Consider the following 22,499-nt stretch of genomic DNA (forward strand, 5'->3'; position numbering starts at 1 on the left):
CGGCGACCCCACGAGGGTGGAACGTGCCCCTCGGTTCGATCCGCAGACGACGTGCCGCCCTCTGGATTCTGCTCGCCACTGGCTTCCTGTTCGTCAACTTCCACCGAACGGCGACGGCCGTTCTCGCGGACTCACTGGCCCGCACCTTCGACGCGACGGGCGCCGAACTCGGCTTGCTCCACGCCTCCTTCTTCTACGTCTACGCGCCCCTCCAACTCCCGGCGGGACTGATCGTCGACCGTTACGGTCCGCGGCGAGTCGGCACCGCCGGCCTCGGCTTGCTGACTCTCGGCGTCGTCGGCTTCGCGGCGAGCGAGACGCTCCCGGCCGCCTTCCTCGCTCGGGGGATCGTCGGCCTCGGCGGGAGCGTCCTCTACATCGGCACGCTGCGCTTCTGTGCCGCCTGGTTTCGCGCCGATCAGTTCGCCACGATGACCGGCTACACCATCGGCGCTGCGGGGCTGGGTGGCATCCTCGCGACGACCCCGCTGGCGCTCGCCATCGGCGCCGTCGGCTGGCGATCGACGATGATCGTCGCCGCCGCCACGACCGGCGTTCTCACCCTCGCGATCGCGGCGTTCGTCCGGGATACCCCCACCAGTGCGGGCTTCGACGCGGTCGGCCACGGCGGCGACGGGGCCGACACCGCGTCGCTCGCGGAGGTGGGAGCCAACGTCCGGACCGTCGTCGCGGAGCGCGAGACGTGGCTGATGGGACTGATCCTCTTCTGTGTCATCGGAGTGAACTTCACCGTCCTCGGTCTGTGGGGCGTTCCGTTCCTCGCCGACACCTACGGCATCTCGCTGGCCCGCGCCTCGACGTTCGTGCTCGCCGGCAACCTCGGCTTCGTCCTCGGATCGCCGCTGCTCGGGATGGTCTCCGACCGCTTCGGCCGCCGGACGGAACTCATCGCCGGGGCGGCGCTGCTTTTCACCCTCGCCTACGCGACCCTCGTTCTCGTCCCACCGCTCTGGATCGTCGGCCCAATCTTCTTTCTCGCGCTCCTCACCAACGGCGGTGTCTCCCTCGTGTTCACGGTCGGCAAGGAGCGCCACGCACCGTCGGTCGCGGGAACGATCACGGGCGTCGTCAACGGCGTAGGCTACCTCGGCGCCGCGACCCTTCCCGCGGTCCTGGGAGGTATCCTCGACGTCTACTGGACCGGCGAGATGCTCAACGGTGCCCGGGTGTACACCGTCGCGGGCTACCGCGTCGCCTTCGGCATCGCCGCCGCCGCGGGGCTGGTCGCCACGCTCGCAGCGCTCTACCTCCACCGGCGCGAGGGGGGCACGGGACCGACGCCGGCGTCCAGTCAGCCGCGATAGCGGCGCCACCCCGCCAGCGCGACGCCAGCGGCGACGAACAGCCCCCCGAGCGGACGGGCCGCAGCGAGCCCCAGTCCGAGGAGCAACGCCGCCATGTTGAACCCCTCGCTCCGCCGCTCCGTCAGCAGCGAGTACGTCTCCCCGCGATAGCGGACGGCGTAGAGGCCGTCGTTCAGGGCGACATGGTCGCTCGTGTACGTGAACTCCGGTGCCGTCTCCGACGCGCTCTCGACGACGTACGGCAAGTCGTCGACGGCGCGGGCGACGACACGCTGTTCCGGTTCCGAGAGGTTCTCGTAGGCCAGGACGTCCGCTTCCGCGTACGCGATTCCGAACGCGAGGGTTCCGTTCTCGGCCGGTTCGGCCCGGTGAACGTAGTCGACGTCCACCGTGTTGCCGACCGGGACTGCCGAGGCGACGAGGAGGAGGACGCCGACGGCGACGAGGGCCGACTGGAGGGAGGGCTTGGAGACCATGTCCACCCCTGTGATCGCCTCGATACGTGTCTCTTGTGCTCATCCGCGTCGAACCCGAGGGTTTTTCGCCGGCCGCCGACGCCGTAGGCGTATGCGTCACACCGGCACCGTCTCGCTTCTCGGCGCCATCGGACTCTATGCCGGCTCCCGCGCCGTGCAACGGTTCGGCCTCGACGAGACGGTGTTCGGCCTGGCCTTCGGCCCGCCGCTCCTGCTTGGCCTGTCCGTGGCCGCCGTGCTTCTCGCCGCGTACGGCGGCTACCGGCTGGTCGGTGGGGCACTCCTCGCACGCACCACGAACAAGCGCGGCCGCCACGACGTCCGCAACGTCCTCCGTCTGGGCTTCGGGGCGCTCGCCATCGTCACCGCCTTCGGCGTCGTGACGCGCAACTGGGTGAGTGTCCTCTTCTCGCTGGGCGTGGTCGGCGTCGCCATCACGTTCGCGCTCCAGCAACCCCTGTTCTCGCTGATCGGCTGGCTGTACATCGTCACCAAACGCCCCTACGGGGTGGGGGACCGAATCGCCATCGAGGACACCCGCGGCGACGTGGCTGCCATCGACTTCTTCACGACCGAAGTGTGGGAGATCGACGGCGAACTCGTCTCTAGCAACCAGCCGTCGGGTCGGATCGTCACCGTCCCAAACAGCGTCGTCCTCTCCTCGCACGTGATCAATTTCCACGGCGAGGGCGTACCACACGTCTGGAACGAACTCTCGATACAGGTCGCCTACGAGACGGATCTGGCGTTCGCGACCGATCTGATGCCCGAAATCCCGGACCGGCAACTCGGCGACGAGATGGCCACGCACGTCGCGGAGTACCGCCATCGTCTCGAGGAGACGCCGGTCGAACTCGATGTCAACGACCGGCCGACGGTCAACGTGGTGCAGCGGGAGTCGTGGGTCGAACTCCGGCTTCGATATCTGGTCCACCCGCGACGGGGGACCCGCACGCGGAACGCGCTGTACCGTGAGATCCTCGACACGTTCAACGACCATCCCGACCGCGTGAAGTTCCCCGTCAGCCGCAACCGCTGACCGGTGGCCGAGCCGTCGTCCGGCATCCTCTTGTGGGTTTGGACGACACCCCCGACAATCGACCGGGGGGTATCGATAGCCCCACTCGTCGGCGCGACCCCCCGCCCTCGGACCAGCCTTCCGCGGTCCGGTTCCCAGAACTCAGGAACCGGCAGCGCGATATAACTCCTCGGCGGACCGAGAACGAAACGTGAGGTGTGTATCATGGCATACAACGCGTCGAACCCGCTCGATAGCGAGTTCGAATTCGGCGGTGTCGGCCCGATCGCGACCTTCTGGATCGCGTTCCTGCGGGTCGTCGTCGGCTGGTGGTTCTTCCACGCCGGCGTGACGAAGCTCATCGAGTCCGGACTGAACTACACGTACGGACCCGCCTACCTCAGCGAGATGGGAGGGACGGTCCTCGGTCCGGTCGCCGTGTGGATGGGGACCGCGATCCCGGGGTTCATCGCGGCCATCGTCCCGATCGCCGAGACGCTGATCGGCCTCGCCCTGATCGCCGGTGTCGCCGTCCGACTCGCGTCCTTCGGGGGCGCCGTGTTCATGTCGTTCTTCTGGGTCGGCAACGCCGAGTTCGGCCACGGCGTCGTCAACGGCGACCTGATGGGCCTGCTGCTGTTCGTCACGATGATGGCGTTGGCCGCCGGCCGGTACTACGGCCTCGACGCCATCGTCGAGCAGACGGCGCTGGTCGAGAACCACCCGCGGCTCAAATACCTGCTCGGCTGACGAGGTGACCACCCATGACAACCACGATCGACAAGGCGGCGATGGCGCTGAGCGGCACCCTGCTGTCGCTCGGCATCGTCGTCCTCGGCGTCGTAGAGATCGTCGACGGGGCGCCGTACGGGGCGTCCCCGGTGACGAACGAGGCGGGCGAAATCGTCGCTCACCCCGGCGTGGATCCCGCCATCCGGACGGGACTGGTGCTCGCCGGGCTGGGCGTGTTGCTCCTGTGGGGCGGCTATCGGGCCGCCGTGGGCCCCGCCACCGTCGGTTCGACGAGCGACGGCGTGACGGCGGCGCAGTGACCCCCCGACTCCCGCCGTGAGGCCGTCCCGTCAACCGAAGCGTTATCCTTGGGGCGTGTAATTTCGGACCGATGCTGACCGATCCACAACCACTCGAACCGCTCGCCGTCGCGCTGCGTGCCGGCGAGCGCTCCCCGACTGCGCTGATCGACGATTACGCCGATCGCATCGACTCCGTAGACGACGACGTGGCGGCGCTCGTCCCCGAACCGGGTCGACGGACACGGCTCCGACGCGAGGCCGCGGCGCTCGCGTCCCAGTACGACGACCCTGCCACCAGACCGCCGCTGTTCGGCGTTCCGGTCGGGGTCAAAGACATCTTTCACGTCGACGGCTATCGTACACTCGCCGGATCGTCGGTCCCGCCCGCCGCGATCACCGAAACGGAATCGACCGCCGTGCGACGGTTGCTCGACGCGGGCGCTCTCCACCTCGGCAAGACGCATACGACCGAGTTCGCGTACTTCGAACCCGCGCCGACGCGGAATCCCAACGATCTCGCGCACACGCCCGGCGGATCGTCGAGTGGGTCGGCGGCCGCCGTCGCCGCGGGGATGTGTCCGCTCGCGCTCGGCAGCCAGACCGTCGGCTCGGTGATTCGTCCCGCGGCGTTCTGTGGGATCGTCGGATTCAAACCGAGTTACGACCGGATCCCGCGCGAGGGCGTCGTTCCCTTCTCGACGACTGCCGATCACGTCGGCACTTTCACCGCCGACGTGGCCGGCGCGGCCCGAGCCGCCTCGATCCTCTGTGACGGCTGGGTGCCGGCCGATCCCGGCGACCGGCCGGTACTCGGCGTGGTCGAAGGCCCCTACCTCGATCAGGCGACGCCCGCCGGCCGGGCCGGCGTCGAGGCCGGTGCCGACGCGCTCGCCGACGCGGGTTACGAGGTGCGTCGGGTGTCGATGCTGGACGACATCAAGGCGGTGAACGACCGGCACGACGACCTGACGGCGGCCGAACTGGCCCTCTCACACGCCGAACGCTTCGCCGAACACGGCGACGACTTCTCGGAGACGACCGCCGAGTTGATCGACATCGGCCGCGGCGTCGGCGTCGACGAACTGGTCGACGCCCGCGCCGCTGCCCGTGCGTTCCGTGACCGGGTCGGCGACCGGATCCGCGAGGCCGGCGTCGACCTCCTGCTCTCGCCGGCGGCCCCCGGCCCCGCGCCCGAAGGTATCGACGACACCGGTGATCCGATCATGAATCTCCCGTGGACCCACGCCGGCGTTCCCGCCCTGACCGTTCCCTGCGGGCGAGCCGATGACCTCCCGCTGGGGCTCCAGATAGTCGCCCCGTTCGGCGAGGACGAGTCGCTCCTCGCGTGGGGACGTGACATCGCAGCCGCCGTCGCCGACGTGGGAGCGGTGGACGACGGGGCCTGATTGGACAGGATCGGCCGGTCACGCCGTTTCGGTCTCGGTCCCGGGTGTCGTCGTTTCGCTGCTGGCCTGCGTCCGAGCCTCCTCGAACACCGACGCGGGGAAGAGTCCGTTGACCTCCTCGAACTGGAGCGAGTCCAGCAACGCTTCGGGGTCGCCGGTGACGAGCATCACACCGAAGTCGCCCACGGTGTCGTCGACGGTGACCGAAATGTTGCCCGTTCGGTTCCGGAACCGCGACACCGCGTTTCTCGTCAGTTCGATCCGCCGACTCCGGAACTCCCGCTGGGCCTCCGTTCGGTCGAGTTCACCCGACTCGACCTGCGATCGGATCTCCGCCTGGAGTTCCTGCATCGACTGCTCGTCGGGCTGGACGCCGAGTGTGACCGTCGCCATCTCGGCCCCACCGTCACCGCCGCCGCCACCGCCGCCGTCGGCGTTGTGATTCGAGAGCGCACTACAGCCGGCCATCGAGAGTGCCGTCCCAGTCCCGGCGAGTTGGAGAAAGCGGCGTCGGTCGGTGTCGTCGAACATATCGTCACACCTTCGGATACGAACGGCATAAGCCCTCGCTTCCGTCCGAACGACTGTAACGGACGACTCGCTCCGGAAAACACGGGTGCGCCGCGGTTTGGACCCGGACGGGCGATGTTTTCCACGGGCCGTACGGTCGTGCTGGTCTCCCTATTAGGGGGTTCAGTCTTACCTCTAACCCCAGTCAGCCCGTCCGTGTGGATGGACCGACTCGGATCGTCCGGTGAGCCCCCACGGCACTCCCGAGACATTGTCGTATGTTATTAAGGAACGAAAGCTTTCGCCACGCACGGTCGGCGTCAGTCCGGCGAGCGAATCGCCCGACCGAAATCGGTGGGTTGAACCACCGCGATATTGTACCGCCAGTGCGTGCGAGGGTAGCCAAGCCTGGAAACGGCGGCGGACTCAAGATCCGCTCCTGTAGAGGTCCAAGGGTTCAAATCCCTTCCCTCGCATCGAAGGGCCTACGCCCGGCGCGGTGGTTCGGAGCTACCGTGTAAGATGCGGAAGGCGCTCCGGGAGCGCTCTTCCCTCGCAACACTTCTGCGATGTCGATCCGATCGGTAGTCAGCCCAGTTCGAGCGTCTCCACGTATCTGAGAAACGACTCCAGTGCGGGGTTGCCGTGATACCGGACCGTCGAGTCTTCGGGGTCGAACTCGAGGATACCGAGATCAGCCAGTTTCGGCAGATGGGCGTGAACGAGCGACACGCGGACAGTGTCGGCCGACTCGGGGGTCTCACGCGCGGGGATCGACCGCTCCCGTGTCACGACCGCGTCCACGAGGTCGTCCAGCGACAGCGTACCGGTCCCCCGATCTTTCAGGTGATAGAGAAGCGTCCGCCGACGCGGGACCGAGATGAGTTCGAGCATCTGATCGAAGGCGTACGGCATCGGAATCGTCTCGGGGCGAGCCGGATCGGTTCCGGCCGTCCCGCCCGGCGGCGCCGTCGACTGCCGGAAGGAGGGTCGGTCGACGTCGGCCGGCGCCCGCGTCACCGTCCAGCCGTCCTCCGGGACGTGTTCCACCACCGCGTCGTACAGGGGGCGGAACGTGGCGACGATCTCGTCGTCGTGTGCCGAGGGGTCCATGTGGTGATGGGCCGTAGCGCCGACGGAGTCACACAGGTCGTTGAGCGCCGACACCATGGAGATGACGACGTCGCGGTCGAACCGATCCAGCAGGGCCGTCAACGTGTGGAGACAGAGTACCGTCGGCTCCTCCTCCGCCTCCCAGGCACCGAGATAGCGGGCAAGAGCCATACCGAGGTCGATCGGTTCCGCGTTCTCCGGCAGGATATCGACGGCAAGTGTCGTCAACAGATCCGATGCGTCGGGCGCATCGTCCTCCGTGATCGCCTGTTTTCGTCCCTCGCAGGCGGCGACGATGGCTCCGCGGTTCGGCGACTGATCACCCACCGCCCGCTGCCAGAGGGCGACTCGCTCGCCAGGCGGTTCTACGATGGTCGCGCTGAGGACGTTCGCCTGCGACGGACCCCCTATTGTCAGCATGCCAACACATGCGTTGTCGTCGGAGTCGCTCGCGGACGGTGTCAAGAGAAGTACCGACGACGCGTCGTCGAGGGCTTCGTCGACCTGACCCGATGGCCCGTCCATACGGATCGCTGTATGTTGTCAGATGTTAAAAGAGTATCACCCGCGTTCCGTGTCGGCTCCCCCTCACGCTTCCCTGCCGGCCGACCGGTCACGGATCTTGGGACCCATGGTATACCGGATGGCGACCGCTGCTCCGCCGGTTCGTCCGTGTCGGTGGCTGTCCGCTCGGTCGCCCACCGAACGGTCCCACGGAGATTGCCTCCCCCATGGAAGCGCGGACGTTAAACGGCCTCGCCGGCAACGAGGGGGTAATGAGTCAGGACGCGTCCACCGAGGGTGACCTCCGGAACACGGGGATGTCGCTCAAACACGACCGGGAGTGGGACTACGAACTCGACCGCATCGTCGAGGCGGTCGAAGAGCGTGATGCCACCAAGGTCGGCCTCCAGTTCCCGGAAGGGTTGAAACGCCGCGGGCCGGCCGTCGCGGACGACCTCCGGGCGTTGACCGATGACGACGTGACGTACATGCTCTCGGGACAGCCCTGTTACGGCGCCTGTGACCTAGATACCTACCTGATGCGTCGAACCGACGTCTTCGTCCACTTCGGGCACTCGCCGATGAAGGAGTCCGAGAAGATCATCTACGTCCCGCTGTTTTCGAACGTCGATCCCTTCCCGATGATGGAGGACGCACTGGCGGAACTCCCCGAAGACGACGTCGGCCTCGTCACCACGGCCCAGCATATGAACCTCTTCGAGGACATGCGGTCGTGGCTCGAAGACGAGGGCTACACCGTCCATACCCGGAGAGGCGACGACCGCCTCACTCACGAAGGGCAGGTCCTCGGCTGTAACTACGCCTCGGCCGACATCGACGCCGACCAAGTTCTCTACGTCGGCGGGGGGAAGTTCCACCCGCTCGGCCTCGCGATGGAGCATCCGGACAAGAAAGTCGTCATCTGCGATCCAGTGAACAACGTCGTCACCGTCGCCGACACGGAGAAATTCATGAAACAGCGGTACGGCGCCGTCCATCGCGCCATGGACGCCGAGAAGTGGGGCGTCATCTTCTGTACCAAGATCGGGCAGGGCCGCTGGGACATGGCCGAGCGGATCGTCGAGGACAACGACGACGCCTACCTGATCACGATGGACGAGGTGACGCCGGACCGCCTGCGTAACTTCGATATGGACGCCTTCGTCAACACCGGTTGTCCGCGCATCACGACCGACGACGGCCCGCAGTTCCACAAACCCATGCTCACGCCCGGCGAGTACCGCATCGCCGTCGGTGACGAACCCCTCGACTCACTCTCGTTCGACACCTTCCACGGCACCTGGTAATCGAACGCGGTCAGCCTTTTGAGCGCGGCACTCCTCGATCCGCCCATGGAGTGTGACCCCATCGGCACCGTCTACACGCCCCACGAGACGACGAGCGAGGCGCCCCGGCAGGGATTTCACGGAGACGCCGACGGCGTCGTCGACCTCCACCCCGACTACCGCGAGGGGCTGTCCGGGTTCGACGGCGACCGGGTGGTGGTGGTCTGGTGGGCCGACCGGGCCGACCGCTCGGTGCTGACGCTGGATCGCGACCCCGGACGTGGCGTGTTCACGTCGCGGTCGCCCGCCCGGCCCAATCCAGTCTGCATCACGGAGTGTCGGGTACTGGCCGTCGACCGCGAGGCCGGCCGCCTCCGGGTCGCCGGCGTCGACATGGCCGACGGCAGTCCGGTGATCGACCTGAAGGTTCCCGTCGACGTTCAGTGCTGGGACTCGACGTAGTCCACGGCCTCCACGGGCGTCGCGACCGGTTCGACGCCCGGCGCGTCGTGGGTGTCGAGTCCCGCGATCGGCCGGTCGAACACCCCCGCGAACCCGAGTTCCGAGAGCGTCCCAGCTCCGCCGTCGACGGCGATTACCGCGTCGCCGTTCATCACGACCATCGCGTTCCTGGCGTGTCCCATTCCCGTCGCGATAGCGGTGTCGACGTACTCGTTGGCGTCCCGACGGTCGGCCGTCGGCAGAATGCCGACCGTCTCGCCGCCGGCGTCGCTCGCACCGGCACAGGTCGCTTCCATGACGCCGTCGAGCCCACCGCAGACGACGACGTGTCCCCGCTCTCCCAGCACCCGGCCGAGGGTGCGGGCTCGATCGGCCGTCGCCCCGTCTACCCTTCCGCCGCCGATGACGCTGACGCGCATGGGTGAGGCTGGCGAGGCACGGGCAAATACGTTCGGCTCGCACCGACCGTCGCCTCTCGACCACCCACAGTTATCTGATGGTTCCGCGCGTGCATGCATATGTCCGCGATCCGGTGCCTCCGAACGGCGGTCGACGCGCTCTCGCGGAATCCAGTCCTCGTTCTCGGCGGGCTGTGTTACGCGCTCGTGGTCCTTCCCCAGCGCGCGCTCCAACTGGCCGGCGTCCCGCTCGCCCCGGCGGCCCTCCAGATGCTGACGTTCTTCCTCACGCCGTTCGTGCTGGCGGGCGTCGTGGGGATGGCCCGGGAAGCGCTGGACGGCGAGACGGGCCTCGACTCCCTCGTCGCCGCCGGCAAGTCGGAGTACGTCGACCTGTTGCTCGCCACGATGATCGAGTTGGCGATCAAACTGGCGTTCGGCGTCGTCCTGGCCGTACTTGGCATCCTCGCCCTGGTGGCCGGTGGCGGGGCGGGGAGCGTCGGCGGCGCCGCCCTCGTCGTCCTGATCGGGGTCGTCTACCTCGCGGTCCTCTTTCTCGTCCAGTTCTACCCGGTCGTCGTCGTCCTCGACGACGCCGGACCGGTCGACGCCGTCACGGGGAGCGTCGCCTTCGTCCGCGCGAACCTCCTCGGGACGCTCGGGTTCTCGGTCGTGACTGTCCTGCTCGGCGGCCTCGCGGCACTCCCGATCACGGGCGTCGCCGCCTATCGCTTCGCCACGGCCGGCACGGGAATGGGTGGCGATACCCCCGGTCCGATCGGCGGGGGCATGAGTCCCGGCGACGTCGGCGCCGCGAACGGCACGGGAGCGGGGACACCGGCACTGGCCGACGCCTTCGCGAGCGGTGCCGGCGGACTGGGGCTCTCCACGCCCGAAGTCGCCGCGCTGTCGCTCGTCTCGCTCGTGACGACCGCACTGTTCGTCGCCTTCCGGCTGACGTACGCCACCGCCTTCTACCGACGGAACGGTCGGTCGATCGAGGAGCGCGTCCTCGACGACGGGCCGTAGGAACCGCGAACGACGACGGGCCGGGACGAGCGAATCGAGCGTGTCGCACCGGCGGTCTGCGGTGGCTCCGACTACAGCAGGAACGTCTCCTCGCGCTCGGAGAGGTCCATGAACGTATCGGCGGCGTCGACGAGTTCGTCGGCCGTCGAGGAACCGAAAGCCATCACCTCGACGCGGACGCCCTCGTGCCGGAGATGAGAACAGAGGCGGGAGAAATCGCCGTCACCGGTACACAATACCACCACGTCGACGTGGTTCGCGAGGGTGACGGCGTCGAGGCTGATCCCCACGTCCCAGTCGGCCTTCTTCGTCCCGTCGCCGAAGGTCTTGATGTCCTTGATCTTTCGCTCGAAGCCGATCTCCTCGAGGGCCTCGAAGAACCGCTCTTCTTCGGGCGAGTCCGCACGGATGACGTAGGCGATGGCGCGCACGAGTGCGCGGTCCGCGACGCCCTTCGAGAGCAGCGCAGAGTAGTCGATATTTCGTGAATAGAGGCTCTGGGCCGAGTGATAGAGGTTCTGCGCGTCCGCAAGCATCGCGACGCGCTGATTCGCGTGGATATCGGTCACGTTGTCGGACAGTGGGACGCGCGCGACTAAATTCCTTGCTCATCCGCCGTCGCTCACACCTCCCGGCCCTTCTTCGGAATCCAGTCCCCCGTCGGCGACGATACGAGCGATTTAACCCCGCGGCGGGGACAGAGTGGAGCATGCGTACCGAGCAGGCCGCGCCCGTGCTTGGCATCGCCGGCTGTCTCGCCGCCGTCGCCGCACTCGCCCTCCCATTCGCCCTCTTTCCCGGGTGGGGGGCGGAACTGGGGCAGTACTACACCGGCGGGCCACTGGGTGTCGGTGCCGTTCTCGCGTTCGCCCTCGTCGGCGTCGTCGTCTTCCTCGCAGGGGCTCGCGGTCGGACCGACGCGACGACGGCCGCCGGCATCGCCGTTCCGCTCGGCGTCGTCGCGTTCCTCGTCGCGCTCTCGTGGGCGCTCTCGGCATCCCTCGATCCCCTCTTCGGGTTCCCGGCGTCGTGGATCACGGAGCTTCGGTGGGTCGTCCTCGCCGCCACGGGACTCGTCACGCTCGCGGCCGGACTCTACGCCCGAGCCACGCTCGGATGATCAGCCGACGGCCACCGATCGCAGGGCGGAGTCGAAAGGCCCTTAAGAGGAAGCGGCGTACGACTGGATGGACTAGGTCGGGCAGTTAGGCCCTGCTCGTTCACCCGCACTACGGTCTTGAGCGGGGACCGAACCCGGGCGCGTCCGGTCAGACCGGTTCGGGCCTCGGGAGCCAACGTGGAAGCCTCGTCCTTCGGGGACAGCGGTCCACGGCGCGCGTCTGCAGGGACGCTCCGTCGTGGTTCGTCGGCGACACCGGGCCAGGCGCGGAAGCGAGCAGCCCACCGCCGGACGCCCGTCGCTCGAAGGATCGCGGGGTGGAGGAGGCGACCGGGACTCCCCGGATCGGAACGCCGGGCAATCCCGTCGTCCACATTCGTACCGTTTCACACCCCGAGCGGCCGCTCTATCCCACTGGCGCGCGGACGAGACGGTCCGACTCGGCGACGACACGTAACCACGTGACTGGGATGTCCGGGCCGACGCAAAAAATTATATTATTGTTATAAATATCATATAATATAATATTTCGTATACTTTGGGTTCGTCGAGTGCGGTGGGAACGATTTCCGCACGTCGTACTCTGTTGCTCGTGCTCGGTCCGATTCTCTCGGGGGAAATCGGTCGCCGAAACACGGAGATGATTCGACGTCGTACGGTCGCCGTATCGTCGTTATTCCGGTGAGAATTTGTGTATATGTGAATTATTTCGGCGTATGCTGTATCTACGTTCGTTCGTATCCTTCAACGATGTACGGTCAGCATCACCGGTCGTCGTCGTCGTCGTCGTTGTCTCACGATCTCGCGTCGGACGATCCGATCGGAGACCGAGCCACGCTCGGTCCCCGTATCGGTCGTGAATGGCGGTTCGAGATCGATTATCGCCAAAATAATCAGAATTACATATAGTATGTTATTCTGGTAAATCTGTGGTAGGTTCCCCACACCGACCCGCCTCGTGAACTCGATTTCGCTGTCGAGCCGACACGCACGACTCCCTCGGCACGGCCCGCGATAGTCGAAGGCTCGCCACGGTTCCTGCCCCGCCAGCGAGCGCACGAGGTTCTCATTACATCCATAGTTCTGTAATTTTTTGCGGCCGTCTCCCGCCGCCGATTCGGTACGGCAACGCAGCGACGGAGACGGGGTCGCGGTGGCCCGTTCCAGATCCCGTATTGGTGGATTTTATTAACTATCGGACGAGCCGTCGGGGCGTTCGTCGTCGGCACGGCCGGAAACCCGGCGTCTCCGCGACCGGAACGCGCACGGACCGGACTCGGTGTCCCAGCCTCACGCCGCGTTCCCGGTCGTTCGACCGGGAGCCCATGCGACGCTCCGTGCGGGTCGAAGCGGTTTCAGCGATACTGAATATTAAGTTCGACCTCCTCGGCGGTTCCCAACAACAACCCCGAAACGGTCTCGTGGAGTCGGTCGCTATCAACGCGATGGGCCGGCCCGGAAACGCTGAACGCACCGAGTGGGTCGCCTGCGGGGTTCAGTACCGGGACTCCGACCGCTCGCTGTTTCATTATCCGCTCCTCGTCGTTGATAGCGTAGCCCCGGTCACGGATCGTGGACAGTTCCTCGAACAGCGCGTCACGCTCCGTGATCGTCCGGGGGGTGTAGGCGGTCAGCCCGTGTTGGGAGATGATCTCGTCGACTCGACCGTCCGGGAGGTGTGCGAGGATGGCCTTCCCGGCGGCAGTCGCGTGTAGGCCGACGAATTTTCCGGGTCGCACGTCTGTCTGAACGGCGGCATCGCCGATCGTCTCCGTGAAAAGATACACGCCCTGCCCGTCCTGTTCGACGATGAACTGCGACCGCTCCTCCGTCTCACGGGCCAGGAACGTGACTTTCGGCTCTATGAGCGAGAATACCTCGTCGTCGTAGCGGACGCTCCCGCTGTAATGGAGAAATTTCAGCCCGATCTTGTTGAGATCACCGTCCGTCCGGACCAGTCCGTGTTGTTTCAGCGCGCTCAGATGGGCGTGAACCGTACTGTTCGGCATTCCGAGCACGTCGCTCAGTTCGGAAACCCGAGCCCCGTCAGACCGAACCAACGCGTCTAATATTTTGATCGACTTATCCAGTGATTTCATACGCTCAATTCCCTATGTGGGTATATAAAATCCACTAATAGCGGAGAAATTGCATCGTTCGTAAGATGCCATTCCTCCCGGCTTCCGTCGAGGACCCGGGTCGGATCCGTGGACTCGGGTCCTATCGTAGCCTTTGTAAGTCATCGCACACCTGATCGCCAGACTGCGTGCGATCAGGTGTGCAAACAGTTCCAAACGCTACTATAGCTACCGTTCGGCCCGTCGGTCGATCATCTCCACTTCGGACTCGACGCTCCGGGCGTACTGGGCCCCCATCAGCCGCGAGTCGACGGCACCGTCGGCACAGAACAGCGTCGTTGGAGCTCCGTCGACGTCGAACTGGTCGTGCAGGAGTGCCGCACAGTCCGTCCCGTACACCGCGAACAGTCCGTACCGATCCGACCCGTCCTCGAACACCTCGTCGAGAGTCTGCTTCATCGTGTCGCACGCGTCGCAGTCGTGACGCCACGCGTATACGACGGACCGCGGGTGGAGTTCGATGGCGGTGCGGAGATGGCGTCCGCGAACGGGCTGGAACGCCTCCGGAGCCCCACCGAAGTTCAACTGTGGTTCGATGAACTGGTCGATTACGAAGACCAGCGAAAGCTGTGTTTCGAGGGGGAGGTCCCGAGTCTTCTGCGCGACGGCGACGTACTTCTTCAGGAACTCCGGATCGTCGTTACAGACGTCTATTAGCTCCGCTTTCTCGGGGTCGTCCCGGAGCACCGGGTGGTCTTCGATCGGCGTCGGGCCGGACTGCTCGATCGCTCGGTGGATCTCCGGATCGAGTTCGTACGTCTGGTTCGAACGCGGAGTGATCAGGTCACGATTCGTCAGGTCGTCGAGGGTGATGTTGGTTTGGACGGACATCGTCGGTGTGTGGTAGGTACGTTCGGGGTATCGGACGATCGAGGGGGTGAAAACCGGAGTGGCCGTTTAGACGTCGGAAAGACAGGGGAAGTCCTCGGCGGAGGGCTCTTCGCCCTGCGGCCACACGGGTGAGAGATCCGCATCCGGCGGGTAATGGAGGTTACCGTCGGAATCCCATCCCCAGCCGGCGTCTTCCAGAATCGAGGTCGCCATCTCGGGACTTCCCGTGGGGTCGTCGGCCATCTGATACAGTCGGTCGTCGGGGGCTCGCCACGGGTGAGAGGGCATGAAGTGGTTCGCGTAGAGTTCGGGGTCGGCCTCCCCCTGATAGGCGATGTCGCTCAGCTGCTGACGATCGATGCTGGCGGCCAGTGCCTTCCTGAACGCCTCGAACTTCCCGGGGGCGAAGCTGGCTTGCGGATACAGCACGAAACTCAGGAACCCGTCGGCGTAGTACGCCTCGACGTCACTCATCTCGCTGGTGCGTGAGGCACCGCCCGGTGAGACCTCCGGAAGCACCTGAATTTCGTTGTTGTCCAGCGCCTCGATCATCGTGGTTTCGTCGCGGTAGGCGCGCCAGTACAGGTTCTTGTCGGGGACGTCGACGGGGTGGTCTTCGTACGGTTCCCACTCCATGTACGACCCCGCTTCGCTGTCGACGAACTGGTAGGGGCCGGAGCCAACCACGTTCTCGAACTCGAAGCCACCCGGGTTCTCGACTGCCCCGCCGGCCTCCCAGGTCTCCTTGTGCAGGATCCCCCAGCGCGGTGCGATCGCCGAGAGAAAGAGGAGGTACGGCTCGGAGAAGTTGAACTCGACCGTTTTTTCGTCGACGGCGTTGATACTCTCGTACGGTGGCAGGCTCGGTTTGGGGTAGACGCCGGCCTCGGCACCGCGAACCAACTGTTCGAACGTGAACTTGACGTCCTCCGCGGTGACGGGATCTCCGTTGTGGAACGTCGCGTCGTCTAGGATCTGGAACGTGATTCGCTCACCTTCTTCGGTCACTTCGTAACTTTCAGCCAGATAGTTTTCGAGTTCGTACGACTCGTTGTACCAGAGCAGCGGCGAATGGAGCTGGACCTCCCACGGCGCACTCGGGTTACCTGCGGTCTGTGTCAGGTAGTTCCGCGTCTCGAACATGATCGGGTCGACGCCGATGCCGATCCGTTCACGGTCCGTGAGCGACTCCATTTCGATGAAGAAGTTCGCGTTCGTCCGCGTAACGCCTGCATCGTCGATGCCCTGTGCCTCGATCTCGTCGGTTCGCCACGCGCCGATGTCGACGTTCGGCGTCAGTGCGATCGGCACGCAGGCATCGGAGATGATCTCCTGGCTCTGGTAGACGTCCTCCCGTCGCTGATCCTCGGTGGGCGCCGACTCCTGGGCCAGGGCCGCCTCGGTGTACTCGCAGTTCGCCCAGTTGGCCACGTTCGCCCGCCCGTTCGCGCCGGCGTTGTCGGCAGCGAACCACCGAGTGAGCTCCTGTGGATCGAGCCGATAGAAACCGTTCACGTACCAGAAGAACGTGATTTCCGCGTTCCGCTCGTCGTTGAACGTCTCGTCGAGTTGGGTGTTGATTCCTTTGCCGACGCTGTCGATGCTCACGCCGAGAACGTCGTCGGCGTTGCGCTCGATGATCGCCGACATGTTCTCCTGAATCGTGGTAAATCCGCCGTAGTCGGACCAATACTCGTTCGTCACTTCGGGTACTCGTTCGCCCAAGTCACCGGAGGACGAACCGCCGTCCCCTCCACCACCGCCGCCACATCCGGCGAGCCCGACGGCTGATGCGGTACCAATAGCTTGTATCAACCGTCTCCGGTTGATCGTCTCGGTTGTGTCGCTCATTTACCGACGTTATCCCGTAGCCCCATCATGATACATAAATCGTTGGATCAAGACAATATTAGGTGTATTTTCATATCCATATGCCACCAGAATAACCACAAAGCCGAATCTATATTCGTGACTATGTAGTAAACATTCATCCGCATATTCTCGCGAAGACCATCCATGTTTCATGGTATTTGGCACAACAACAAGCTTTTAACCCATCGAACTGCCTCTTCGAGTGAAGAGATGAGTTCGCTGTCGAACACCAATTTGTACGAAAACGCTACCCGGCTGATTTCGGAGCAGCCGTACCTGCGTCAGCTGTACAACACATCGAAAACGATCTTCAGTGATAGATCGATCTGGATTTACACCGGGTTCCTCGGGCTGCTGTTGATCACTGCCGTAGTGGGACCGTCCCTTGCGCCCTACGAACCCGATCAGCCGGTCCGAACCGACAGTGGCGAAATAAAGCAGTTGGCGCCACCGTCGCCTGAGCATCCGTTGGGAACCACCTGGAGGGGGAACGACGTGCTCTCACGGCTGTTGGTCGGCGTGGGACCGACCGTATTAGTGGGACTCATCGGCGGGACGATGATCGCGGGTATCGGCCTCGCCATCGGCGTTACTGCTGGATACGTCGGTGGGACAGTCGGGAATCTGTTGATGCGAGTCACCGACTTCGTATACGCCGTTCCGGTCATTCCGTCGGCGGTCGTCATCATCTCGATTCTGGGGATCGGCTTCTACTCCTCGATCCTCGTTCTCGGTCTGTTGTTGTGGAGATCCAGCGCTCGCGTGATCAGATCGCAGGTCCTCCAGATCAAGAACTACCCGTTCATCCAGGCCACGAAGGCTACCGGAGCGAGCGATTCCCGTATTATTTTGGAAAACATCCTGCCGAACATCGCACCAATGGCGATTTTCTTCTTCGCGTGGGGTATCGGATACACGATACTGGTGCAGTCCAGTCTGGCCTTCCTGGGGATCACGGATCCGTTCGTTCCCAGTTGGGGGATCATGATTCGGAACGTCTACGACACGGGATACATCGCCGAAGCGTGGTGGTGGTCCGTCCCGCCGGGACTCCTGATTTCGTTCACCGTGCTGTCGACGTTCATGATCGGGCGGAAATTCGAGGACCTCTCGAACGAGGGCGACAGTTCGGGCGGTGTTGTGGTATGAGCGAGTCCGCGTCGGGAGCGCTGCTCGATGTCCGTGACCTGACCATCGAGTACGAAACCGACCGAGGGACGATTACGGCCGTTTCGGACGTCTCCTTTACCGTCGACGAGGCGGAGTATTTCGGTCTGGCCGGCGAGTCCGGGTCGGGGAAGAGTACCATCATCAAAGCGATAATGGGAGGACTGGATTCGAACGGCCAGGTCGCCTCGGGCGAGATATACTACAAGGAACATCCGGTCCACGACATGTCCGAGCGGGAGTTAAACGAACACATCAGGTGGAACGAAATTTCCTGGATCCCACAGAGCTCCATGAACAGTCTCGACCCGCTCAAGCGAGTGAGCGATCAGGCCATCGATATCGCGTCCCGGAATAGTGATCTCTCCGAGGACGAGGCGCTAGAACGGTTCAAAGAGATGTTCGAGTTGGTCGGAATTCAGGAAAGCCGCATCCACGACTATCCACACCAGTTCTCCGGTGGGATGCAACAGCGTGCGATCATCGCCCTCGCACTCTTTCTCGACCCGGAACTCATCATCGCCGACGAGCCGACGACGGCACTCGACGTACTCATGCAGGATCAGATATTCCAGTATCTGACGTCACTTCGCGATCAGTCGGAGACGAGTGCGATCGTCGTCACACACGATATCAGCATCATCTTCGAGTCGTGTGACAGCATGGCGCTGATGCACGCCGGTCAGATGGCCGAGATCGGCACGGTCGAGGAGGTGCACGGGAATCCACGCCACCCGTACGCACTCCTGTTCCAGAACGCGTTCCCGGACATCCGGTACCCGAAACAGGATCTGGAGATCATCGACGGTCACCCGCCGGAGATGTTGGGTGAGACGGACTTCTGTAGCTTCGTGGATCGGTGTCCCTGGGCCACCGAGGAATGCCGAAACGAAGCCCCGCCGGAGACCGTCGTCGAGGAGGACGACCAACAGTCCCACCGAATCCACTGCTTCCACGGAGAGACCGCCTATCAGGAGTACCGCTCGGAACGCCAAGCGACCGAACCGGTAGAGATGGAAGATTCGTTCAACCCCTAATCCAATGTCGTCGAAACCACCGTTGTTGGAACTTCGCGGCCTCGAAAAGCACTTCGAACAGAAACGGAGTATCAAGGAAATCGCGTTTCGCAAGGAGAAGCCACCGGTACAGGCGGTCGACGGGGTGTCGTTCGAACTCAACGAGAACGAGTCGAAGGCGATCATCGGCGAGAGTGGATGCGGGAAATCGACGCTGTTGAAGACGCTGATGGGACTGCACGATCACACGGGCGGGCGGTTGTTCTACAAGGGACGTGACACCGGTGGGTTCGTCGACTCCGACTGGAAGGAGTTCCGACGGAACGTACAGATGATCTTCCAGGACCCGTTCAATTCGCTTGATCCGAAGAAAACGGTCAGATCGACGCTGACACAGCCGCTCAAGGTCCACAAGATGTCGGACAAAGAGCAGCGGATTCGGGAGGTACTCGAGGAGGTGGAACTCAACCCCGTCGAGAAGTACATCGATCGGTTTCCCGGACAGTTGAGTGGCGGGGAACGACAGCGAGTCTCGATCGCGAGAGCGTTGGTCCTCGACCCGGATGTCATCCTTGCCGACGAACCGGTCTCGATGCTCGACGTCTCCACACAAGCCGCGATCCTACAGAAGTTGAAGAAACTGATCGAGACGAAGGATATCTCGATGCTGTACATCTCCCACGACGTATCCACCGTCTCCTACGTTGCAGACGTGATCAAGGTGATGTATCTGGGTCGGATCGTCGAGTCGGCGCCCACGGAGACGTTGCTGTCCGAGCCGAAACATCCCTACTCGCAGGCGCTCATCTCCTCGATACCGGTGCCGGATCCGACACACGAACGGGAGCATCCGGACGTCCACGGCTCACCGAGGGATCCCATCGATCTCGGGGAGGGCTGTCGCTTCAGGGACCGGTGCCCCGAGGAGATGGACGTGTGTGGAACCACGCCGGAATACGTGGAGACGGACCCGGATCACAGCGTCGCGTGCCACCTCTGTTATGATCACGACGCCCGGACGAAACGGATGGACGGGGAGGTGGACCTATGAGTTCGCTGCGTTACTATCTCAAGCGCACGCTCCAGTCGCTGGTCATGCTCTGGATCAGCGCGAGCGCGATCTTTCTGCTGTTTCGGCTGATGCCGGGCGATATCACGAGCATGATGACGCTCGGCGGTGCCTCACAGGAAGCGCTGAACGCATTCAGGGAGCGCTGGGGACTCAACGATCCGATTCACGTGCAGTACTGGCGCTTCATGATCAACATGTTCACCCTCGACGCCGGAACGTCGCTACAGTTCCAGATCCCGGTGTGGGAGTACGTCAAGACCCGAATATTCAATACGTTCATCCTCGCAGCACCAGCACTGACGCTGGCCTACGTACTCGGTGGCGTGTTCGGCACGATACTGGGGTATTACAACGACAGCAAGATCGAAGAATACGGGCTCATTCCGGTCATTGCCGTCGGCTCCTTCCCGGAGTTCTTCCTGTCCATCGTGCTTCTCATCACGTTGGCCAGTTGGCTCGGGATCTTCCCGATCTCGGGGATGGTGTCGTCCGAAACCATGAGCGGTGCCTCCACTTGGTACGGTATCTACTTGACTCGGGACTTCCTCTGGCATTACATCCTCCCCTTCGGGACGATCGTGCTGCGATATCTGTTCATCCCGTCGCTGATCATGCGAACGAGCGTCGTCGAGACGATGGGGGAGGATTTCTCTTTCTACAACCGCATGACCGGGATGCCGAAGACCCAGCGCATGGCGAACATTGCCAAGCACGCCAGCCTCCCGGTCATCACGGTGTATCCCGCGACGATGACCAGAGCGATCGGCGGCCTCGTTCTCGTCGAGACCGTCTTCAACTGGCCAGGTATCGGATACGCGTTGGTCAATTCCGTCTTGGCCCGGGACTTCCCGGTGGTTCAGTTCGTGTTCGTCGTCATCGCTGCGTTCGTCATCTTTGCGAACTTCGCAGTGGACGTGCTGTACGCACGGATCGATCCGCGGGTGGCAGTAGATCAGTAGATGATCCACGCATACCGATTGGCCGAGACGGTCGGAAAGTTTCGCGACGGGTCGCCGACCGTTCGAGAGGACCGAAACGAACTCCGGCGGCGAACGGAAGACGGCACCCACGAAATCGCCGCCTTCCTCCCGGATCCCGGGACACCTGTCGGGGGACAGTGTGTAACCCGCTTCGGTTCCGACGAACCTCTATCGAACTGGAGTACTGATCTCGCTCGAACGCTTCGGTCGGCTCAGTAGACAGTTGCTCTCATTAGTTTATCGCGGCAAGAACGTCGTGATCGTACTGCTTGCTGTCGGAGCAGGGGTCCTGGTCCCCAAACTCGGAACCCAACTCCGTCCATTGATCACGCCGCTCGTGATCTTCCTAGTGTATAGCTCGTTTCGGGATACCGATTCCAACTCGTCCACGATCGGGTCGTACTGGGAACTGCTGTTACTGTTCTTACTCCTCTCGTACGGCGTCCTGCCAGTACTCGGGATGTACATCGTCGATCTCCTCCTCTCCGGGGGAACGAGAACCGGGTTCGCGATCATGCTCGCCGCGCCGACCACCGCAGGGAGCGCGATCGTGTGGACGCGACTGTCCGACGGGGAAGTCCAGTTCTCGACGGCAGCATCTATCACGTCCCTATTTCTCGCACCGGTCGTCACGCCGATTCTGTTGGGCCACCTCCTCTCAAATTCGGGTGGCGTCCCCACGCTATCGATCCTCACCAACCTGGCGATCATTCTGGGTGGGGGGGCCCTGTTACACGTTGGGGTTCCCGAGGGGTGGGTCTCGAAGAGGGCGATGGACGTCTCGACCTCGGCGGCTATCATGTCGTTGATATATATCTCGATCAGCGGGAGCGAGATTTCGGGGATCTCTCCCCGGTGGTTCGCTCGCGTGTTCGCTATCTCGACGCTTCTGGTGGCCCTCGGGGCGCTCTTGGTTCTGCTCCTCAAATACGCGTTGGACCTGTCCTACGGCGAAGCCGTCTCTCTGTTCTTCATCACCAATCTGAAGAATTTGGGGATCACCGTCTCGGTGTCGGTCACCTACACGGGGCCGTTGGTCGTGACCACGATCGTGTTCTACTATGTGTTCCAGCAAGTCATCTCTGCCATGGTGTCCGATCTCTAGGCGTCGGAGGGCGTGCATGCTCTCTCACCCCGGGACTGCATCCGCCCGGTCGGGACGGCGTGTGGTTCGATCCCCGGGTCTCCCCTCGGGAGCGCCGTGTTCGAATAGTCAGAAAAATATTATTTGATAGATATATCATATCTTCAGTATTCAGGTGGAGTGGTAATTCCGGGGTGTCCACTCCGAACCCTGGAGTGGTGCCGTCTCGATGTGGCTCCGGACTGGCGAGGGTATCGACGAGCAACGTGGATGCGACAAATATCGCTTTCTCGCGATATTTATGGCGTAGCGTCCACTACTCTGTCCGATACTACTCCAGATGTGTCCTATCGATGGTAGCGTACAGTCGGTAGCACGGTCAGTCGGAACCGAGATACTTCGGCAGTTCAGTCTGACCGTGTTCCGTTCATGATGCCGGATGGGGGACGTGCCGAGTCTTCTCTCGAAAAGACATCAGTATTCTGTTTTATATTTCAATCTGGTACTTAGTTGGAAGACGAAACGCCCGCTCGACTCCCAAACTCGCATGAGCGCTTCCGGTCCGTTGGCGAACGGACCACGGGGATCGAAGGGTATTGCGAGTGATCGAACGAACCACACGAAAGGCGTCTACGCTGGTCGGGAGTCGAACCACGCC

The 22,499-nt window shown here is 63.5% G+C and carries 22 protein-coding genes, 1 tRNA gene and 1 other RNA gene; 16 read left to right on the top strand and 8 right to left on the bottom strand.

Going from position 1 to position 22,499, the window contains the following annotated elements; all coding sequences use genetic code 11:
• Window positions 1–23: 23 nt before the first annotated feature.
• Complete coding sequence (locus tag NBT82_RS07555; protein WP_251330931.1) at window positions 24–1,325, top strand: MFS transporter; 1,302 nt, start codon at window positions 24–26, stop codon at window positions 1,323–1,325.
• On the opposite strand, the gene NBT82_RS07560 is transcribed toward NBT82_RS07555, so the two are convergent.
• Entirely contained in the window at window positions 1,313–1,801 is a 489-nt protein-coding gene (locus tag NBT82_RS07560) for a DUF7979 domain-containing protein (RefSeq protein ID WP_251330932.1), read from the bottom strand. The genes NBT82_RS07555 and NBT82_RS07560 overlap by 13 nt on opposite strands.
• 91 nt (window positions 1,802–1,892) lie before the next feature.
• Here NBT82_RS07560 and NBT82_RS07565 point away from each other — a divergent pair, with 91 nt between their 5' ends.
• From NBT82_RS07565 to NBT82_RS07580, 4 genes are all read left to right on the top strand, one after another.
• Window positions 1,893–2,840, top strand: a complete 948-nt coding sequence (locus tag NBT82_RS07565) for a mechanosensitive ion channel family protein (protein WP_251330933.1) — start codon at window positions 1,893–1,895, stop codon at window positions 2,838–2,840.
• Window positions 2,841–3,044: 204 nt separating this feature from the next.
• A complete protein-coding gene (locus NBT82_RS07570; RefSeq protein WP_251330934.1) occupies window positions 3,045–3,569 on the top strand; it encodes a DoxX family protein in 525 nt (174 codons plus the stop codon).
• Window positions 3,570–3,583: 14 nt separating this feature from the next.
• Window positions 3,584–3,871 carry a hypothetical protein gene (locus NBT82_RS07575; protein WP_251330935.1) on the top strand — a complete coding sequence of 96 codons (288 nt, stop codon included), beginning with the start codon at window positions 3,584–3,586 and terminating at the stop codon, window positions 3,869–3,871.
• 71 nt (window positions 3,872–3,942) lie between these two features.
• Window positions 3,943–5,259: an amidase gene (locus NBT82_RS07580; RefSeq protein WP_251330936.1), complete on the top strand. Its 1,317-nt coding sequence runs from the start codon at window positions 3,943–3,945 to the stop codon at window positions 5,257–5,259.
• An 18-nt stretch (window positions 5,260–5,277) separates the two neighbouring features.
• Here NBT82_RS07580 and NBT82_RS07585 read toward each other — a convergent pair whose 3' ends face one another.
• Window positions 5,278–5,790, bottom strand: coding sequence for a hypothetical protein (locus NBT82_RS07585; RefSeq protein WP_251330937.1), 513 nt, complete (start codon window positions 5,788–5,790; stop codon window positions 5,278–5,280).
• A gap of 371 nt (window positions 5,791–6,161) precedes the next feature.
• On the opposite strand from NBT82_RS07585, the gene NBT82_RS07590 reads away from it, so the two are divergent.
• Window positions 6,162–6,245, top strand: a tRNA-Leu gene (locus NBT82_RS07590).
• A gap of 112 nt (window positions 6,246–6,357) precedes the next feature.
• Here NBT82_RS07590 and NBT82_RS07595 read toward each other — a convergent pair.
• Complete coding sequence (locus NBT82_RS07595) at window positions 6,358–7,407, bottom strand: DUF7504 family protein (RefSeq protein ID WP_251330938.1); 1,050 nt, start codon at window positions 7,405–7,407, stop codon at window positions 6,358–6,360.
• A gap of 251 nt (window positions 7,408–7,658) precedes the next feature.
• Here NBT82_RS07595 and dph2 point away from each other — a divergent pair, with 251 nt between their 5' ends.
• Together dph2 and NBT82_RS07605 are read left to right on the top strand one after the other, a co-directional pair.
• Window positions 7,659–8,693 carry a diphthamide biosynthesis enzyme Dph2 gene (gene dph2 / locus NBT82_RS07600; RefSeq protein WP_251330939.1) on the top strand — a complete coding sequence of 345 codons (1,035 nt, stop codon included), beginning with the start codon at window positions 7,659–7,661 and terminating at the stop codon, window positions 8,691–8,693.
• A gap of 45 nt (window positions 8,694–8,738) precedes the next feature.
• Entirely contained in the window at window positions 8,739–9,134 is a 396-nt protein-coding gene (locus tag NBT82_RS07605) for a TrmO family methyltransferase domain-containing protein (protein ID WP_251330940.1), read from the top strand.
• Here NBT82_RS07605 and NBT82_RS07610 read toward each other — a convergent pair.
• Window positions 9,113–9,553, bottom strand: a complete 441-nt coding sequence (locus NBT82_RS07610; protein ID WP_251330941.1) for a TIGR00725 family protein — start codon at window positions 9,551–9,553, stop codon at window positions 9,113–9,115. The two genes, NBT82_RS07605 and NBT82_RS07610, sit on opposite strands and share 22 nt — an antisense overlap.
• A 99-nt stretch (window positions 9,554–9,652) precedes the next feature.
• On the opposite strand from NBT82_RS07610, the gene NBT82_RS07615 reads away from it, so the two are divergent.
• The gene (locus NBT82_RS07615; protein WP_251330942.1) at window positions 9,653–10,561 is read left to right on the top strand and encodes a DUF7847 domain-containing protein; all 909 of its coding nucleotides are present in this window, start codon (window positions 9,653–9,655) and stop codon (window positions 10,559–10,561) included.
• 71 nt (window positions 10,562–10,632) lie between these two features.
• Here the strand turns inward: NBT82_RS07615 and NBT82_RS07620 are convergent, their stop codons facing one another.
• Window positions 10,633–11,130 (bottom strand): LabA-like NYN domain-containing protein, encoded by a 498-nt coding sequence (locus NBT82_RS07620; RefSeq protein WP_251330943.1) that lies wholly within the window; start codon window positions 11,128–11,130, stop codon window positions 10,633–10,635.
• A gap of 140 nt (window positions 11,131–11,270) precedes the next feature.
• Between NBT82_RS07620 and NBT82_RS07625 the strand changes: the two genes are divergently transcribed.
• The gene (locus tag NBT82_RS07625) at window positions 11,271–11,681 is read left to right on the top strand and encodes a DUF7548 family protein (RefSeq protein ID WP_251330944.1); all 411 of its coding nucleotides are present in this window, start codon (window positions 11,271–11,273) and stop codon (window positions 11,679–11,681) included.
• A gap of 65 nt (window positions 11,682–11,746) precedes the next feature.
• An RNA gene (gene ffs, locus NBT82_RS07630) (signal recognition particle sRNA) lies at window positions 11,747–12,057 on the top strand.
• A gap of 979 nt (window positions 12,058–13,036) precedes the next feature.
• On the opposite strand, the gene NBT82_RS07635 is transcribed toward ffs, so the two are convergent.
• From NBT82_RS07635 to NBT82_RS07645, 3 genes are all read right to left on the bottom strand, one after another.
• Entirely contained in the window at window positions 13,037–13,780 is a 744-nt protein-coding gene (locus NBT82_RS07635) for an IclR family transcriptional regulator (RefSeq protein WP_251330945.1), read from the bottom strand.
• Between the two features lie 207 nt (window positions 13,781–13,987).
• Entirely contained in the window at window positions 13,988–14,650 is a 663-nt protein-coding gene (locus NBT82_RS07640) for a YbbN family protein (RefSeq protein ID WP_251330946.1), read from the bottom strand.
• 66 nt (window positions 14,651–14,716) lie between these two features.
• Complete coding sequence (locus NBT82_RS07645) at window positions 14,717–16,354, bottom strand: ABC transporter substrate-binding protein (protein WP_251330947.1); 1,638 nt, start codon at window positions 16,352–16,354, stop codon at window positions 14,717–14,719.
• A gap of 705 nt (window positions 16,355–17,059) precedes the next feature.
• Between NBT82_RS07645 and NBT82_RS07650 the strand changes: the two genes are divergently transcribed.
• The 5 genes from NBT82_RS07650 to NBT82_RS07670 all read left to right on the top strand — a co-directional run bounded on the left by NBT82_RS07650 (window position 17,060) and on the right by NBT82_RS07670 (window position 21,862).
• Entirely contained in the window at window positions 17,060–17,671 is a 612-nt protein-coding gene (locus NBT82_RS07650) for an ABC transporter permease (RefSeq protein ID WP_251330948.1), read from the top strand.
• Complete coding sequence (locus NBT82_RS07655) at window positions 17,668–18,726, top strand: ABC transporter ATP-binding protein (RefSeq protein ID WP_251330949.1); 1,059 nt, start codon at window positions 17,668–17,670, stop codon at window positions 18,724–18,726. Before NBT82_RS07650 ends, NBT82_RS07655 begins: the two co-directional genes overlap by 4 nt.
• A 25-nt stretch (window positions 18,727–18,751) precedes the next feature.
• Window positions 18,752–19,756 carry an ABC transporter ATP-binding protein gene (locus NBT82_RS07660; protein ID WP_251330950.1) on the top strand — a complete coding sequence of 335 codons (1,005 nt, stop codon included), beginning with the start codon at window positions 18,752–18,754 and terminating at the stop codon, window positions 19,754–19,756.
• Window positions 19,753–20,736 carry an ABC transporter permease gene (locus NBT82_RS07665; protein WP_251330951.1) on the top strand — a complete coding sequence of 328 codons (984 nt, stop codon included), beginning with the start codon at window positions 19,753–19,755 and terminating at the stop codon, window positions 20,734–20,736. Before NBT82_RS07660 ends, NBT82_RS07665 begins: the two co-directional genes overlap by 4 nt.
• A gap of 244 nt (window positions 20,737–20,980) precedes the next feature.
• Window positions 20,981–21,862 carry a bile acid:sodium symporter gene (locus NBT82_RS07670; RefSeq protein WP_251330952.1) on the top strand — a complete coding sequence of 294 codons (882 nt, stop codon included), beginning with the start codon at window positions 20,981–20,983 and terminating at the stop codon, window positions 21,860–21,862.
• The last annotated feature ends 637 nt before the right edge of the window (window positions 21,863–22,499 follow it).

The organism is Haloplanus sp. HW8-1, assembly GCF_023703795.1.
Lineage (GTDB): Archaea > Halobacteriota > Halobacteria > Halobacteriales > Haloferacaceae > Haloplanus > Haloplanus pelagicus.